The sequence below is a fragment of the Kitasatospora sp. NPDC059327 genome (genome assembly GCF_042752535.1).
GTDB lineage: Bacteria > Actinomycetota > Actinomycetes > Streptomycetales > Streptomycetaceae > Kitasatospora.
Window position 1 is genome coordinate 13,275 of sequence record NZ_JBHYYB010000107.1, and the last position, 16,037, is coordinate 29,311.

The window sequence follows — 16,037 nt, forward strand, 5'->3', positions numbered from 1 at the left end:
TGCCCGGGGACGGCGATCGGCGTGACCGGCCCGAGCGGGACGGCCGCGAAGGCCACCCGGGAGCGGGACGCCCGGGAGCGGCGCACCCGAGAACAGGGCACCCGGGAGCGGCGTACCCGAGAACAGGTTCCACTTCGCCCCGGGCGCCGGCCCGCCGTCCGCTCAGGGCAGCGTGAGCAGTCGCGCGGCGGTGTGCAGGTCGGCCCGGACCTCGGCGATCGAGGCCCGCCCGGAGAGCCAGGAGACCAGTGCCGAGTGCCAGGTGTGCTCGATCACCCGGACGGCGGCGCGCTGGCTCTCGGACGGCGGTCCGGACTGGCCCAGCGCGTCCAGGATCAGCTGTCCGGTGGCCGTGCTCACCTGGTCCACCTCGGCGCTCACCGAGCGGTCCGCGAACGAGAGCGCACGGACCATCGCCTCGGCGAGCAGCGGTTCGCGCTGGAGCGCGTGGAACGCCCGGGTGAGCGTCTCGGCGACCCTCGAAGCCGTGTCCGGCTCGGTCGGCGGGTGCCGGCGGACCTGCTCCTGGAGGCCCTGCAACTGCTCCAGCATGACCGCGACCAGCAGGTGGACCTTGGACGGGAAGTACCGGTACAGGGTGCCGAGCGCGACCTGCGCGCCCTCCGCGACCTCCCGCATCTGCACCGCCTCGTACCCGCCGCGGGCGGCCAGCGCGGTCGCGGCCCGCAGCATCCGTCGCCGCCGCTCGGCCTGGCGGGCGGTCAGTGGTGGGTCGGCGGGTTGCCCGGCGGGCCCGGTGGGGCCGGTGGCGGCGGTGTGCACGGAGGAGGCGGGCGGTGGCAAGGGTGCTCCCGGGGCGCGAGAGTGACGGGGGGTGCTCCGGCTGGTCCGGCGCGTGCTCCGGCAGGTGCTCCGGCGTGGCGTGAATCACCAGCCCTGGCACCTGAGGAGAAGCTACGGGCCGGTATCTTCGAGGTCTCTCATTGTTCACATGGTCACTGGCGAACTCCACACCACACTGAAACCTGATCTACTTTAGCCACCGGCAGCACAGACTTCAGCAAGGACGGGAGCCGACGATGACCGCGCAGCCGCTGCGGATTGCCCTGCTGTCGTACCGCGGCGACCCGTTCTGCGGCGGCCAGGGCGTCTACGTACGGCACCTCTCGCGCGAGCTGGCCCGCCTGGGCCACCACGTGGACGTCATCGGCTCCCAGCCGTACCCCGTGCTGGACGAGGTCGAGGGCCCCGGTTCGGTCCGCCTGGTCGAGCTGCCCAGCCTGGACCTCTACCGCGCCGACGACCCGTTCCGCACCCCGGGGCTCGCCGAGTACCGGGGCCCGGTGGACGTGCTGGAGGTCGCCACCATGCGCACCGGCGGCTTCCCCGAGCCGCTGACCTTCTCGCTGCGTGCCCGTCAGTACCTCGCCCTGCACAAGGGCCGCTACGACGTGGTGCACGACAACCAGACCCTCGGGTACGGCCTGCTGGGCCTCGCGCGGCACGGCTTCCCGCTGGTCACCACGATCCACCACCCGATCACCGTGGACCGGCAGCTGGAACTGGACGCCGCCCCGACCCTGGGCCGCCGGCTCTCGTTGCGCCGCTGGTACGCCTTCACCCGGATGCAGCGCCGGGTGGCCGCGCGGTTGGACCGCATCATCACCGTCTCCGGCACCTCGAAGCGCGAGATCGCCGAGCACCTGGGCGCCGCCCCGGCCGCGATCTCGGTGGTGCCGATCGGTGCCGACACCCGGCTCTGGTCGCCGTCCGACCTGGTGGCCCGGGTGCCCGGCCGGATCGTCACCACCTCCAGTGCCGACGTCCCGCTCAAGGGGCTGGTCCACCTGGTCGAGGCGCTGGCCAAGGTGCGCACCGAGCGGGACGCGCACCTGGTCGTGGTCGGCAAGCCGCAGAAGGAGCGGGGGCCGGTCGCCGAGGCCGTGCGCCGCTTCGGCCTGGAGGGGTGCATCGAGTTCCGCCACGGTCTGACCGACGGCGAGCTGGTCGACCTGTACCGCTCGGCGGAGGTGGCCTGCGTGCCGTCGCTGTACGAGGGGTTCTCGTTGCCCGCCGCCGAGGCGATGGCCACCGGCACCCCGCTCGTCGCCACCACCGGCGGGGCGATCCCCGAGGTGGCCGGGCCGGACGGCGAGACCTGTCTCGCGGTGCCGCCGGGCGACGCGGGCGCGCTGGCGGCGGCGCTCGGCCGGCTGCTGGACGATCCGGAGCTGCGCCGCACGCTCGGTGGGGCCGGGCGCGAGCGGGTGCTCGCACGGTTCACCTGGGAGCGGGCCGCCGCCCTGACCGCCGACAGCTACCGGGCGGCGATCGCCACCGGGGCCGGGCGTCGGGCCCGGTCCGGTCCGGGCTGGCGGTACGTGGCCTGACGGGTCGCCGGACCCGTTCTCGTCGGATCCGCTCCCGGGGTGGATCCGACGCTCCGTCGGACTCGCCCGGTCGTGCCGGCCCGGCGTCACAAACGTTTGGTACCAGAGGAATGGGAGCCCGCAGTGCTGACCGTTGATTTCTCGCGCTTCCCGCTCGCCCCCGGCGACCGGGTGCTCGACCTGGGCTGCGGCGGGGGGCGGCACGCGTTCGAGTGCTACCGGCGCGGGGCCCGGGTGACCGCCCTCGACCAGAGCGCCGAGGAGATCGCCGAGGTCAAGAAGTGGTTCGCCGCCATGGCGGAGGCCGGCGAGGCTCCCGAGGGCGCGTCGGCGGTCGCGATGGAGGGCAACGCGCTGGCGCTGCCGTTCGAGGACGAGTACTTCGACAAGATCATCATCTCCGAGGTGATGGAGCACATCCCCGACGACAAGGGCGTGCTCAACGAGATGTTCCGGGTCCTCAAGCCCGGCGGGCTGCTGGCCGTGACGGTGCCGCGCTGGCTGCCGGAGAAGATCTGCTGGGCGCTCTCCGACGAGTACCACGAGGTCGAGGGCGGCCACATCCGGATCTACCGGGGCGACGAGCTGCTCGACAAGCTCAAGGACGCCGGTCTGGAGCCGTACGGCACCCACCACGCGCACGCGCTGCACTCGCCGTACTGGTGGATCAAGTGCGCGGTCGGCGTGGACAACGACAAGGCGCTGCCGGTCAAGGCGTACCACCAGCTGCTGGTCTGGGACATCGTCGGCACCCCGGTGATCAGCAAGCTCACCAAGGCGGCGGAGAAGGCCCTCAACCCGGTGATCGGCAAGAGCTTCGTCGCCTACGCCTCCAAGCCGAACCGCGTCGAACCCGCCGCGGACCGCGCCGAAGCCGTCCCGGACGGCGCCGACGCCGCGTCGGACCACGCCGGGGCCGCGCTGACCACGGCCGGGCGGGCCGGCGAGTGACCGCCGCCGTCCCCGAGGCGCTGCTGCTGGAAGGGGTGCTCGACGCCGAGCAGGCCGCCCGGACCGTCCGCAGCATCCTCGCCGAGCAGCAGAGCGACGGCGCGATACCGTGGTTCACCGGCCACCACCTGGACCCGTGGGACCACACCGAGGCCGCGATGGCCCTGGACACGGCCGGCGAGCACGCCGCCGCCGAGGCCGCCTACCGCTGGCTGGCGGCCCGTCAGAACCCCGACGGCTCCTGGTACGCCGCCTACACCTACGGTCAGGGCGGCGTGGACGGCGCGGTCGCGGACGCGGCCAAGGAGACCAACTTCTGCGCCTACGTGGCCGTCGGAGTCTGGCACCACCACCTGAGCACCGGTGACGACGCCTTCCTGGAGTGGATCTGGCCGGTCGTGCGGCGCGCCCTCGACTTCATCGTCGGCCTGCGCCTGCCGGGCGGTCCGATCTCCTGGCGGGTCGACGAGCACGGCGAGGCGCCCGACGAGGCGCTGCTGACCGGCTCGTCCAGCATCCTGCACGCGCTCCGTTGCGGTCTGGCCGTCGCGGACTACCTGGAGGAGCCGCAGCCCGACTGGGAGCTGGCGGCCGGTCGGCTGCGGCACGCCATCGCGCACCACCCCGAGCGGTTCCTGGACAAGGACCGGTTCTCGATGGACTGGTACTACCCCGTCCTCGGCACCGCGCTGCGCGGCCCGGCCGCGCTGGAGCGGATCGAACGGGACTGGGACCGGTTCGTCGTCCCCGGCCTCGGTGTGCGCTGCGTCAGCGACCGCCCGTGGGTGACCGGCGGGGAGAGCGCCGAACTGGCCATGGCGCTCTGGGCGGTCGGCGAGTCCGACCGCGCGGTCGAGATCCTGCGCTGGATCCAGAAGCACCTGCGGCACAGCGACGGCTCGTACTGGACCGGCTACGTCTTCGAGGACGACGCCATCTGGCCCGAGGAGCGCACCACCTGGACGGCGGGCGCGCTGCTGCTGGCCGTCGCCGCGCTCGGTGGCGATCCGGCCACGGTGACGGTGTTCGGCGGCGACCACCTGCCCACCGGGCTGGTGGTCCAGGACTGCTGCTGAGGCGGACGCCGGCGGCGACCACTGGCCGGAGGCCGGCGTCCGGCGGCCAGGCGTCCGGCGGGAACGAGAACGAAGAGAACGAAGGGGCGGGACCGGAGTGATCCGGTCCCGCCCCTTCGTGTCGCCGCCGGTGGGTCAGCCGCGCTGGATGCCGGTGGTGTCGGCCAACACGCCCTGGGTGCCGTCCTGGAGCTGGGCGACCAGCGCGGTGCCGCGCTGCTCGACCGCCAGGTACCAGGTGCCCGGGGCGAGTTCGCCGACCGGGGCACCGGCCGGGTTGTCCTTCGGGGCCAGCTGGCGCGGTGCCGGGACGGCGAACCAGAACGGCGCGAAGTCGGGCGCCGGGGCCTGCTGCGCCTGGGCGGGCGCCGGCACCTGGTGGGCGGCCTGCTGCGTGGCGGCGTGCTGAGCCTGCTGGGCGGCGGCCTGGGCGGCGTCCTGCGGCTGGCCGGCCTGCGGCGCCGGGTAGCCGTAGCCGCCCTGGCCGCCGAACGCGGGCGCCTGCATCTGCTGCGGGTCCTGGCCCGGGGCCGGGTAGCCGTACTGGCCGGGCTGGGGCTGGCCGACCTGCGGGGCCGGGTAGCCACCGGGGTAGCCCTGCGGGGCGGCCGGCTTGTCGGTGACCAGCGGCGCCTTCAGCGCGGGCACCAGCGGGCCGGCCGCGGCGGCACCGGCGAGCAGCAGCAGCGCGATGACGGCCAGCCAGGCGCCGAATCCGTGGTCCAGGCCCTTCGGGCCACCGCCCAGGGACCAGATCGAGGTCCACAGCGCGGCCACCGCGAACGCGATGCCCCACTGGTCCAGCCGCAGGCCGAGCACCTGACGGGTGGCCGCCGCGGCCCCCTGGAAGCGCTGCACCAGGATCAGCACGGCGGCGAGGATGCCGAGCAGGAAGACCGAGGGCAGGACGGGGAACAGGACGCTGTCCCAGGCGTTCTGCGACGTGTCGCCGCAGTACCTGCCGCTGCAGTCCACGGTCCAGTACGGCAGGAAGGAGGCGATGAAGAGCAGGACGGCCGCACCTGCGACGGCGGCGTCTCCCCTGGTGAGAGCGCGCAGATTCACTAACGTTCCCCTCGTTGGTGTGTCGTGGTCGGCGGTTCTTCGCGGTCGGCTGACCGGCCCGGAAAACTCCGAACGGACCAGAAGCCTAGGGCCAACCGCCTCGCGGGTGCACAGCGGGCTCGGGAATGGGGCGAAGTCGTTGCAAACCGCGCGGCCCCGGTCGTGTGCTGTCCACCGTCCGGCGGGGCGGGCGGGTGACCCCCGCTCGCCTACCGCGTGGTCAGAAACGTCGTCAGCGCGTCGGCGATCCCCTGGGCGGCCTGCTGGCGCCACTGAGGGTCCGTCATCCGCTTGGCGTCGGACGAATTGCGCATATTACCGCACTCGATGAACACCTTGGGCACGGTCGAGAGGTTCAGCCCGCCCAGGTCGGAGCGGGTGTCCAGACCCTGGCTCGCGATGTAGTCGGCGTACGGCTCGCCGGTCACCGTGCGGAAGCTGTCGCGCAGCAGCAGGCCGAGCCGGTTCGAGGGCGCGACGATCGCGGCGTTGTCGGCCTTACCCGCGACCACCTTGGCGGGCATGATCACGTGGAAGCCGCTGCCGCCGGGCGGGCCGCCGTCGCCGTGCACGGAGACCGCCGCGTCGGCGTGCGCGGTGGTGCCCGCCTTCGCGCGCGCGTCGATGCAGGGGCCCCAGGACTGGTCGCCGTCCTGGACCAGGACGACCGTCGCACCCCGGGCCGTCAGGATCGCGCGGGCCCGGCGGGAGACGTCCAGGGTGAACTCGGCCTCGCTGTAGCCGGCGTTGGTGGAGGTGCCGGTGGTGTCGCACTCCTTGCGGGCGTTGCCGATGTCCACCTGGCGGTTGATCTCGGTGGTGTGGGCGGCGTTGCCGGGGTTGTGGCCGGGGTCGAGCAGGACGGTGCGGCCGGCCAGCGCGGTGGCGGACGCGGTGGAGGACGCGGCGCCGGACGCCGAGCCGGGGGCGGTGGTCCCCGGGGCGGTGGGATCCGGGGTGCCGTTCGGGGCGTCGGCCGATGCCGGGAGGGGCGCGGAGGGGGACGCCGGGGGAGCTCCCGGGGACGACCCGGCGGGTGACCCCGAGGGCGGTGCGGCGGCCTCGGCGGCGCGGGCCGGTGCGGTGCCGTCCCGGCCGTGGTCGGCGACGGCCTGCCAGCCCAGCCAGCCGGCCAGGCAGAGCGGCACCACGGCGCCGGCCACGGTGGTGGTGCGCAGCAGGCGGGAGCGGCGGGGCGGTTCGTCCTGCGGACCGTTGGTGGTACGGGTCACGGGGTGGTTCAGATCCTGTCCTGGGTGCGCGCGGTCAGGCCGTACGGGTCGGCGATCGCCTTCCACTTCGCCACGAAGTCCTTCTTCGCCTGGGTGGCCTGCGGGTTGAGCTCGTCCGCGCGCTTCTTGTCGGCGGTGTTCGGGGCGGAGCCCGAGCAGCCCTGGGCGGAGACGGCGCGGGCCCAGCTCGCGTACGCCCGGTCGATGTCGGCGGACAGCTGCCAGGCGGAGCTCAACGACCGTACCGCGTCCGCGCCGCCGGGCAGGTCGGTGACGGTCAGCGTGGCGAGCTTGGCGAGCAGCTGGTCGCGCTGCTTGGCGCCGGTGTCGAAGACCTGTGCGGCGCTGTCGATGTCGGCCTTCGCGGGGCAGCTGCTCACCTTGGCGACCGCGCTGCCGATCGGCGCCTTCGCGCTCTCGCCCTGGGTCAGCAGCTCGTCCAGGGCCTTGGCCTGGGCCTGCGCGTTGGGTCCGCCCGCGCCGGCGGTCGGGCTCGGGGAGGCGGACGCGGTGTCGGTGGCGGTGGGGCTCGGCGCGCCGGTCGATCCGTCGGGCGCGGGCGGCGGGTTCCCGGTGGTGCCGGTGTCGGTGGCGGTCGCCGTGGGTGTGGGGGCGGCGGCCCGGTCGGCCGAGTCGTCCTTGCCCTTCACCGCCCAGAGGATGCCGCCGCCGAGGGCCAGGACGAACAGCAGCGCGAAGGCGATCAGCAGGGGCGCGCGCCGGTTCGTCGGGCGGTCGTCGGAGTCCAGGTCCTCGTAGCCGGCGGCGTAGTCCGGCTGCTGGTACTGCTGGTACGGCTGGGCCGGGTACCCGGGGTACTGCTGGGGGTACGGGGCGGCGGCGTACGGGGGCTGGGCCGGGGGTTGGGCGGGCGGCTGGGTGTGGGGCGCCGGCGGGTAGCCGTAGCCGCCGGGCGGCCCCTGGGGGGTCGCGTGGCTCGGGAACCCGGGCGCGGACGGCGTCGCGGGCTGGGGGCCGGTGGGCGGCTGCGCGGCGGCCGGGAAGACGGCGGTCGGGGCGTCGTAGCCCTGGCCGCCGGCGGCCAGGTAGGGGCGGGCGGCCAGCGGCGGGCCCTGGTCGTCGACCCCGCCCGCCGCGGGGGGCCGCGGCGGACCGGGCGCCCGCGGCGCCTCACCGGGCCGGCCGGGTGCGGGCGGCGCCGGCTGGGCGGCGGGTGGATAGGCGGTCGGGGCGGCCGGGGCTGGGGCCGCTCCGGGGGCGGGCTGCTGCGGGCCGCGTACCCAGCCGCCGGCGCCGCCGCGCGCGGTCGGGTCCCAGACCGCCGGAGCGGTGTTCTGCTGGTCCGTCATTGTGCTGGCCCCCACCGTCTGCCCGGTCGCTCTGCCTGGTGCTGTGCCGCTGTCGCCGGCGCCGGTGCGCCGCGCGGACACCGTACCGTTCGAACCCCCGCCCGACAGCCCCGGCACGACGTTAGAGCATCCGTGATCGGCCGTGGGGCGGGTCCGGGGATCTCGTCGGTGCTCAGCGGCGTGCGGGGCGGGTGTTCGAGCAGAACGTTCGGGCGGGGTGTTCGGGGCGGGGTGTTCGGGGCGGGGTCCGGGGCCGGCCGACGGCCGGCGCGCGGTTCGGGGGAGGCGTGGACGGACCGGGCGCTCAGGCGCGGGCCCGGCGCAGGACGCGCAGCGACCCGGTGACCGAGACCTCCTCGAAGCCCTCGTCCAGCGCCCGCAGGTACACCCGGTAGGGCGCCTGGCCGCCGTCCGACGGGTCCGGGAAGACGTCGTGCACCACCAGCAGGCCCTCGGGGGCCAGGTGCGGCGCCCAGCCCTCGTAGTCGCCGGTGGCGTGCTCGTCGGTGTGGCCGCCGTCGATGAAGACCAGGCCGAGCCGCCCGCCCCAGAGCGCCGCGATCTGGGGGGAACGGCCGACCAGCGCGACCACGTGGTCCTCCAGCCCGGCCGCGTGGAGCGTGCGGCGGAACCGGGGGAGGGTGTCCATCCGGCCCACCCGCTCGTCCACCAGCGTCGGATCGTGGTACTCCCAGCCGGGCTGCTGCTCCTCGGAACCCCGGTGGTGGTCGACGGTCAGGGCCACCGTCCCGGCCTCCCGGGCGGCCGCCGCCAGCAGGATCGCCGACCGCCCGCAGTAGGTGCCGATCTCCAGCACCGGCAGTCCCGTCCGCCTGGCCGCCGTCAGGGCCGCCGCGTACAGCGCGAGCCCCTCGTCCACCGGCATGAACCCGGTCGCGCCCTCGAAGGCCGCCAGCACCTCGGGTGCGGGGCGCGTGTTCTCCAGGAGGTCGGACATGGTGCAGCTCCCTTGGCGGGTGGATCGGTGCTGGTGCTCGCCGTCGGACCCTACTGGACGGTAGGCGGTGGCGTCCCGTCCGGTGGGGTCCGACGCGGGTGCTCAGCCCGCCAGCAGGGTGCGCGCGACGCGGACGCGGTGCGGGGCCAGCTCGGCGGCGATGGCGGCGGCCTCGGCGGGGGTCATGGCGACGGCGGCGGGTACGGCCGGCGCCCGGTCGAGGAGGGCGAGCCGCAGGTGCGTCGGCGGGTGGGTGGTGTCCACGGCGCCCCGCTCCAGGGCGGAGCGGCGCAGCAGGCGCTCGTGCTCCAGCGGCGGGACGGAGGCGAGGTGGTCGCGCAGCCGCTCCCAGAACGCCTCGGGGGCGCTCGTCCGCTCCGCCGGGTCGGGCGTCCGGCCGCGGCGGGCGGCGCGGGGCCGGCTGTGCAGCTCCGCGCGCACCCGGGTCGCCGCGGTCTCGGCGGTCCGGTGGAGCAGCAGCGTTCGCAGCAGGCCCCTGCTCGCCTCGGTGGACCCGACGCGGGTGGCGAGGGTGTCCGCGTGGTACTCGGCCTGCTGGCCGGCCCGCGAGGTGAGCCGGTCGAGCAGCAGGAGCACCCGGCACAGCAGCCGGGCGACGCCGCCGAGCAGCACACCGAGGAGCAGGTCGGTGAGCTGGAACAGCATCCGCAGCCCCACCGCGTCGCGGTAGTGGCCGCGCGGTCGGGCGAGGTCGTGCCAGTGGGCGAGCGCGTGGATCGCCGTGCCGAGCCAGAGGCCGCGCCGGTGGTCGCCGTTGACCCGGTGGCCGAACTCGTGTCCGAGCAGGGCGACCCGGTCCTGCTCGCCGAGCACCTCCCAGAGCGGCAGGCCGAGGGTGAGCACCGTCTGCCGGCGCGGTCCGGCCACCCACACGCTCGCGTTGAAGTCGGTGTCGACCTGGATCACCCCGGCCGGCCGGGTCCCCAGTTCGGCGGCGACGCGGTCCGCGAGGCCGTAGAGGGCGGGCGCCTCGGCCCGGGTCAGCACGCCCTCGCCGCGCGGGGCCCGCCCGAGCCGGGGTCGGATCAGGACCACCAGCGCGAGGACGAGTGCGCCGAGGCAGCGCAGCGGGGTGTTGCCGGTGACGAGCAGCCAGAGCCCCCAGGCGCACAGGGCCGCGGTGGTCAGGTGGACGGCGGTGGCGATGGCCGCCGCGGCCAGCCAGGCCCGCTGCCCGCCGGTGGCGGTGCGGCCGGCCGCGAGGTCCTCGAAGAGCTGGTCGGCGCGGGCGGTCGCGGCGGCCCGGCGCCGGGCGTCGGCGGCGCCGCGCCGGGTCTTCGGGGCGGGGGCGTCGGTCGCCTCGGGGGTCAGGTTCCATTCGCACGCCGGGCACCAGACGGCGAACCGGGGGTCGGCGTCGATCGTGGCGGCGCAGCACGGGCAGGCCTGCGGTGCGGACGCGGTGGGTGCGGCGGACGCGGCGGCGTCGGTGGGTGCGGCGTCAGCGGGTGCGGTGGCGGGTTCGGCGGCCGTAGGAACCGCGGGTATGGACACGGCCGGTGATCATGCCAGGCGGCGCGCTCCGGCGGCCACGCCGTCCACGCGCGCAGGCGGAGCGGCCGAATGGAACGTGTTCTACTCCGCCCGGGCGCGACGTGCCAGAATCGGCCCGAACCCCGACCCGAGGCGAACCCGGAGCGTTCCATGCGCGCAGCCATCCTGCACAAGACCGGCCAGGACACGCTCGACGTCCGCGACGACGTGGTGGCGGTCGGCTTCGGCCCCGGCAAGGTGCGGGTGCGCCTGCGGGCGGCCAGCCTCTGCCACTCCGACCTGTCGGCGATGAGCGGCGTCCTGCCGCAGCCCGCGCCGTTCGTCCCCGGCCACGAGGGCGCCGGTGACGTGGTGGAGGTCGGCGAGGGCGTGACCGGCGTCTCGGTCGGGGACCGCGTGGTGCTCTGCTGGATGGCGCCCTGCGGCCGCTGCGCCCACTGCGAGCGCGGCCGGGGGCACCTCTGCGTCGCCAGCCTGCGCCGGCTCGGCGCGCCGGGCTTCCGGTTCGGCGGCGGTCCGTCGTCGGACGGGGAGCCGGTGGAGGCCTCCGGCTTCTACGGCACCGGCTCGTTCGCGGAGGAGGTGGTGGTCGACCGCGACGCCGTCATCACCGTCCCCGCCGATCTGCCGTACGAGCTGGCCGCGTTGATCGGCTGCGGGGTGACCACCGGGATCGGCGCCGCCGTGCACACCGCCCGGGTCGAACCGGGGGCCTCGGTCGCGGTGATCGGCGCCGGCGGGGTGGGTGTCGCGACCGTGCAGGGCGCCCGGGTCTGCGGCGCCGGCCGGATCACCGTGGTGGACCCGGTCGCCTCGCGCCGGGAGCGGGCGCTGGCCTTCGGCGCCACCGAGGCGCTCGCGCCCGAGGAGCTCAAGGCCGCCGCCAAGGGTCTGCCGGGCGGCGGCTTCGACTACGTCTTCGAAGCGGTCGGCCGCTCGGCCACCGTCCGGGCCGGGTACGACGCGGCGCGGCGCGGGGGCGCCGTCGTGGTGATCGGCGCCGGGGCGCAGGACGACCTCGCCCGGTTCACCATGGGTGAGCTCTTCTTCAACGAGAAGCGGCTGCTGCCCTCGCTGTACGGGGGCGCGCCGGTGCCGCGCACCATCGCGCTGGTGGTGGAGCTGTGGCGGGCCGGGCGGATCGACCTCGCGGGCATGGTCACGCACCGGGTCGGGCTGGCGGAGGTCAACGAGGCCATCGCGCAGATGCGGGGCGGCGAGGCGCTGCGGACGGTCGTGGTGCTGGACTGAGCGCCGGGCGGCGGGCCGGGTGCCCGCCGGGACGCGGCAGGGCCCGCCGGCGCACCCGGCGGGCCCTGCCGCGAAGGACCGTGAAGGCCGCTTCAGCCCTGTTCGGCGGTTCAGTTCTGCTCGGCGCCCATGCCCAGGCGGTGCCGGCCGTGCGGGTCGGCCTCGGGCCGGTCGTCGGGGGCGGAGGAGCCCCGGTGGCGGCCGTGCGACGCGCTGTCCTCGGCCGTGGTCCCGTCGGCGGCGGCCCCGGTGATCGCGGGTCCGGTGGTGTCGGTGAGGGTGTCGGACATCAGAATCGTCTTCCGTGCGAGGGTGCGGGTGCTTCGGCGCCGGCTGGCACCGCGGGTGCGGTCGGGCGCGTGATCGGGCGTCTGAACGGCGCCAGAGCCGGTGATCGCGGCCCGTGCCCCGGCCACCATAACGGCCGGAACGGGCGAGATCCTATCGAGATCCTGACGGGTGTCCGGTGAGCGGCCCGGCCGCCCGGGGGCCCGCCGAGCCCAGCCAGTGGCCGACCAGTTCGCGGTAGAGGGGCGACAGGACCTGGAGGTCGCCGTGGCGCGCGAGCGTGCCCCGGCCGCCGTCCAGCAGCAGGACCCGGTCGGCCCGCAGCGCCGAACCGATCCGGTGCGCCACCACCACGAGCACCCCCGGGCGGGCGGCGAAGGCCCGCTCGACCCGCTCCTCGGCGGCGGCGTCCAGCCGGCTGGTGGCCTCGTCCAGCACCACGACGGGCGCGGCGCCGAGGTACGTCCGCACCAGCGCCAGCAGTTGACGTTCGCCGGCCGACAGGGCGTCCGGATCGGCGATCACGCCGTCGAGCCCGCCGAGCCGGGTGACCAGCGCGTCCGCGCCCAGCAGGGCGGCCGCGTCGAGGAGTCGGGTATCGGAGCGGGCGGCCGCGGCGGGCGGGCCGGGCCAGCGGAGGTTGGCGCGTACCGAGCCCGGGAAGACGTACGCCTCCTGGGGGAGCAGGGCCACCAGGCGGGCGCGTTCGGCGTCGGGGAGGAGGTGCGGGTGGCGGCCGTCGACGGTGATCTCGCCGTCGAGCGGGGTGAGCAGGCCGGCGAGCAGCGCGGCGAGGGTGGACTTGCCGGTGCCGCTCGGGCCGACCACGGCCAGGTGCTCGCCGGGGGCCGTCGTCAGGTCGAGACCGGCGAGGACGGGGGCGGCGTGCGGGCCGTGCGCGTGGCGCAGCGCGGTGAGGCGGAGGGTGGGGAGGGCGGGGCCTTCGTGTGCCGGGGTGGGCGTCGGGGTGGCGTCGGGGGCCGGGGCCGGGGCCGGGGCCGGCTCCGGGTAGCGGGTGGCGAGCCGGTCGAGCACCACGGTCAGGTCGAGCAGCCAGCCGCCCACCGTACCGGCCAAGGTCCGCACCGCCGGGTCGAGTTGTTGCAGGAGATAGCCGGCCACGCCGAGCAGTTCGCCCGCGCTGAGGCCGCCCTCGCCGAGCAGCCAGGGCGCCGCGGCGACCACCGCCACCACCGGGAGCCGTCCGCCGAGCGCGACGACCAGGGAGCGGAGCGCGGCGGCGCGGCCGAGGGCGCGGGAGGCCGCGGCACTGTCGCCCGCGGCGTGGGCGAGCGCCTCGGCCGTCCGCCGCCGCGCACCGGTGGCCTGGATGTCGCGCAGCCCGTGCAGGGCCCGCCCGGCCTCGGCGGTCAGCCGCTCCTCGGCGAGCACGACGGCCCGCCGTCGGTCGACCAGCGGGCGCAGCAGCCGGGCGAAGAGCACGCCCGCGGCGAGCAGGGGCAGCAGTACCAGGGGCAGGACGGCGGGCGCGAGGAGGGCGAGGCCGGCCAGCGAGGCCACCAGGGTGATCCCGACACCGCGCAGGGTGCGCAGCAGAGTGGCGGTCAACTGCCGTGCGGACTCGACCTGTTCGGTCAGCCGTGCGACCTCGGCCGGATCCGCGTGCGGGCGGGCGAGCGCACCCCGGACGACCCGTTCCACCAGGGCGTCCCGCAGCGGCTCCACCACGGCCGCCAGGTACGGGAACCCGGCCCGGGCCGCGTAGGCGCGGACGGCGGTCACCGCCCCGAAGCCGGCCAGCCAGGCCAGGCCGACCGCCGGCCGGCCGGCCAGGAAGCCCCGGTCGACGGCGGCGGACAGCAGCAGTCCGGACAGCAGCGCCGGCAGCGCCTCCAGCGCGGACCAGGCCAGCAGGCGCCACAGCGCTCCCCGGGTGGTGGCGAGTCGGCGGCCGAGCAGGACCCATCCGGGCGACCATCGCGGCGCGGGACGTCGACGGGGGCGACGTCCCGCGCGGGGCGGGGGAGCGCCCGCCCCGGCGGGGTCGGCGTGCGGCGGTGAGGGATGCGGCGGGTCGGTGCGTGCCGGGTCGGCGTCCGGCGGGTCGGCGGGCGGCGGGTCGGTCCGCGGTGCGCCGGGCCGGGCGCTGTGGCGGCCCATCAGGCACCGGCCGCTTCGAGCGCGGCGCCGGCCAGGGTGGCGCGGTAGTCCGGGTCGGCGAGCAGGTCGGTGTGCGGGGCGAGGGCCCGCAGGCGGCCGGCGTCCAGCCAGGCGACCAGGTCGGCGCGGGCGGCGGCGCTCGCGCGGTGGGCGACCACCAGCCGGGTCCGTCCCCGGGTGGCCCGGTCCAGTGCCTCGGTGACGTGGTACTCGGTGGCGAGGTCGAGGCCCGACATGGCGTCGTCCAGCACCAGCACGCGGGCCGGCTGGGCCAACAGCCTGGTCAGCCCCAGTCGTTGGAGCTCACCACCGGAGAGCCGAAGCTCGTCCAGGGGGGTGTCCCACCCGGCCGGCAGCCCCCGGAGGAAGGCGTCCGCCCGGGCGGACGCCGCCTGTTCGGGGCCGGCACCGTCCAGCGCCTCGCGGACCGTCCGTCCGACCAGGACCGGCCGCTCGAAGGCGTAGCCGACGGCGTGCCGCAGCTCGGTGGCCGTCAGCTCGCCCACCGGGACGCCGTCGACCAGCACCCGGCCCTCGTCCGGGTCGCGCAGCCGGCCGGGCAGGGCGGCCAGCAGCGATTTGCCGCAGCCGGAGCGGCCGACCAGGGCGACCGTGCCGCCCCCCGGCACGGTGAGGTCGAGCGGCCCGAGCAGGACGCGTCCGCCCTCCCGTACCACCACGCCCCGGAAGGCCAGTTCGCCCGTGCCGTCCACCGGGAGGGCGGACCCCCCGGTCGGCGCGGGGGTGAGGGCGAACAACTCGTCGACCCGGGACCGCCCGGCCCGCGCGTGCGCGACCCCGACCAGTGCCTCGACCTGTTCGAAGAGCCCCGCCCCGAGGGCGGCCCAGCCGGCCGCCGCCGCGAGCGCCCCGGGCGCCAGCGCGTCCGCCGCCACCAGGGTGCCCGCGGTGGCCAGCACCGCCACCTCGACCACGGCGATCAGCAGCGTCGCCTGCCAGGCCGTGCGCCGCTGCGCGGACCAGAGCGCGTGCCCGGCCGCCGACAGCGCGGGCAGTGGCTCCAGGACCCGGGCCGCCTCGGACCGCCGCGCACCGGCCGCCCGGACGCTGGGCAGTCCGGCCAGCGCGCCGGCCAGCCGGGCGGCGATCTGCGCCTGTGCCTCCTGGTAGCGGACGAAGACCTGCCCGGCCTCCCGCAGGAACAGCCGGATCAGCGCCACCCCGGGCACCACGCCGCCGAGGAAGGCGAGGGCCAGCCACGGTGACAGGATCCCGAGCCCGACGATCGCGCCGGCCGAGGTGAGCAGCGCGGTGGCCGCGCCGAGGAGGGCCGGCTGCCGGCCGCCGGCATCGGCCGCGGAGCCCGCCAGCCGTGCGGTCAGGTCACCGGGCGGGGGCCCGCCGGCCCGGAGGCGGCCGCCGGGCCCGAGGGCGAGCAGGTGGTGGACCAGCCGCCCGCGCAGCGCGGCGGTGGCCTCCGCCGCGCAGGCCGGTCCGGCCGCGGCGGCGAGCGCGGCGGCCCCGGCGGCGGTGCCGAGGACGAGCGCGAGCAGGAGCGGCGCCGAGTGCCCGGCGGTTCGGTCGAGCGCGGCGTCGACGGCCCCGGCGAGCGCGGCGGGCAGGGCGAGCGCGGTGGCGGCCTCGACGGGCAGGGCGACGGCCAGGGCGAGGGTCCAGCCGGTGGGGCGGCGGGGCATGGGCGGGCTCCCGTCGGACGGTTGAGTGGGAGAGGGGCACGGGCGCGGCAGCGGGAAGGGCGTGGCGCGGCTGCCGGAGTGGCGCGGGGAAGGGCGGGGCGCCGGGGGTACGGCGAAGAGCGAGCGGGGAAGAGCGAGCGGGAGAGGGCACCGCGCGAGGAAAGGGCGGCGCCGCGCCCCCCGGGGCCGGCCCGCGGGGGGGGGGCCCCCCGGGGAACGGGGGGCCCGCCCCCCCCCAAGGAGAAAGTGGAAGAAAAACAA

At 76.6% G+C, this 16,037-nt stretch carries 13 protein-coding genes; 4 read left to right on the forward strand and 9 right to left on the reverse strand.

The window, feature by feature from the left end:
• Window positions 1-162: 162 nt before the first annotated feature.
• Entirely contained in the window at window positions 163-804 is a 642-nt protein-coding gene (locus tag ACFXHB_RS37670) for a TetR family transcriptional regulator (protein WP_380580387.1), read from the reverse strand.
• Window positions 805-1,040: 236 nt separating this feature from the next.
• Between ACFXHB_RS37670 and ACFXHB_RS37675 the strand changes: the two genes are divergently transcribed.
• From ACFXHB_RS37675 to ACFXHB_RS37685, 3 genes are all read left to right on the forward strand, one after another.
• On the forward strand, window positions 1,041-2,351 hold the full coding sequence (locus ACFXHB_RS37675; protein WP_380580389.1) for a glycosyltransferase family 4 protein: 1,311 nt from the start codon (window positions 1,041-1,043) through the stop codon (window positions 2,349-2,351).
• A gap of 123 nt (window positions 2,352-2,474) precedes the next feature.
• Window positions 2,475-3,302, forward strand: coding sequence for a class I SAM-dependent methyltransferase (locus ACFXHB_RS37680; protein ID WP_380580391.1), 828 nt, complete (start codon window positions 2,475-2,477; stop codon window positions 3,300-3,302).
• Window positions 3,299-4,378: a prenyltransferase gene (locus ACFXHB_RS37685; protein WP_380580393.1), complete on the forward strand. Its 1,080-nt coding sequence runs from the start codon at window positions 3,299-3,301 to the stop codon at window positions 4,376-4,378. Before ACFXHB_RS37680 ends, ACFXHB_RS37685 begins: the two co-directional genes overlap by 4 nt.
• A gap of 135 nt (window positions 4,379-4,513) precedes the next feature.
• On the opposite strand, the gene ACFXHB_RS37690 is transcribed toward ACFXHB_RS37685, so the two are convergent.
• The 5 genes from ACFXHB_RS37690 to ACFXHB_RS37710 form a co-directional block, all read right to left on the reverse strand.
• Window positions 4,514-5,443 (reverse strand): hypothetical protein, encoded by a 930-nt coding sequence (locus tag ACFXHB_RS37690; RefSeq protein WP_380580395.1) that lies wholly within the window; start codon window positions 5,441-5,443, stop codon window positions 4,514-4,516.
• 209 nt (window positions 5,444-5,652) lie between these two features.
• Window positions 5,653-6,675 carry an N-acetylmuramoyl-L-alanine amidase gene (locus ACFXHB_RS37695; RefSeq protein WP_380580397.1) on the reverse strand — a complete coding sequence of 341 codons (1,023 nt, stop codon included), beginning with the start codon at window positions 6,673-6,675 and terminating at the stop codon, window positions 5,653-5,655.
• A gap of 8 nt (window positions 6,676-6,683) precedes the next feature.
• Window positions 6,684-7,985 carry a hypothetical protein gene (locus tag ACFXHB_RS37700; RefSeq protein WP_380580399.1) on the reverse strand — a complete coding sequence of 434 codons (1,302 nt, stop codon included), beginning with the start codon at window positions 7,983-7,985 and terminating at the stop codon, window positions 6,684-6,686.
• Window positions 7,986-8,289: 304 nt separating this feature from the next.
• The gene (locus ACFXHB_RS37705; protein WP_380580401.1) at window positions 8,290-8,943 is read right to left on the reverse strand and encodes a class I SAM-dependent methyltransferase; all 654 of its coding nucleotides are present in this window, start codon (window positions 8,941-8,943) and stop codon (window positions 8,290-8,292) included.
• A gap of 102 nt (window positions 8,944-9,045) precedes the next feature.
• Window positions 9,046-10,458 carry a M48 family metallopeptidase gene (locus tag ACFXHB_RS37710; RefSeq protein WP_380580403.1) on the reverse strand — a complete coding sequence of 471 codons (1,413 nt, stop codon included), beginning with the start codon at window positions 10,456-10,458 and terminating at the stop codon, window positions 9,046-9,048.
• Between the two features lie 150 nt (window positions 10,459-10,608).
• Here ACFXHB_RS37710 and ACFXHB_RS37715 point away from each other — a divergent pair, with 150 nt between their 5' ends.
• Window positions 10,609-11,709, forward strand: coding sequence for an alcohol dehydrogenase catalytic domain-containing protein (locus ACFXHB_RS37715; RefSeq protein WP_380580405.1), 1,101 nt, complete (start codon window positions 10,609-10,611; stop codon window positions 11,707-11,709).
• 110 nt (window positions 11,710-11,819) lie between these two features.
• Here ACFXHB_RS37715 and ACFXHB_RS37720 read toward each other — a convergent pair whose 3' ends face one another.
• The 3 genes from ACFXHB_RS37720 to ACFXHB_RS37730 all read right to left on the reverse strand — a co-directional run bounded on the left by ACFXHB_RS37720 (window position 11,820) and on the right by ACFXHB_RS37730 (window position 15,776).
• A complete protein-coding gene (locus ACFXHB_RS37720; RefSeq protein WP_380580407.1) occupies window positions 11,820-11,999 on the reverse strand; it encodes a hypothetical protein in 180 nt (59 codons plus the stop codon).
• Between the two features lie 151 nt (window positions 12,000-12,150).
• Entirely contained in the window at window positions 12,151-14,118 is a 1,968-nt protein-coding gene (locus tag ACFXHB_RS37725; RefSeq protein WP_380580409.1) for an ATP-binding cassette domain-containing protein, read from the reverse strand.
• Window positions 14,118-15,776 (reverse strand): ATP-binding cassette domain-containing protein, encoded by a 1,659-nt coding sequence (locus ACFXHB_RS37730; protein WP_380580411.1) that lies wholly within the window; start codon window positions 15,774-15,776, stop codon window positions 14,118-14,120. Before ACFXHB_RS37730 ends, ACFXHB_RS37725 begins: the two co-directional genes overlap by 1 nt.
• Between the last annotated feature and the right edge of the window lie 261 nt (window positions 15,777-16,037).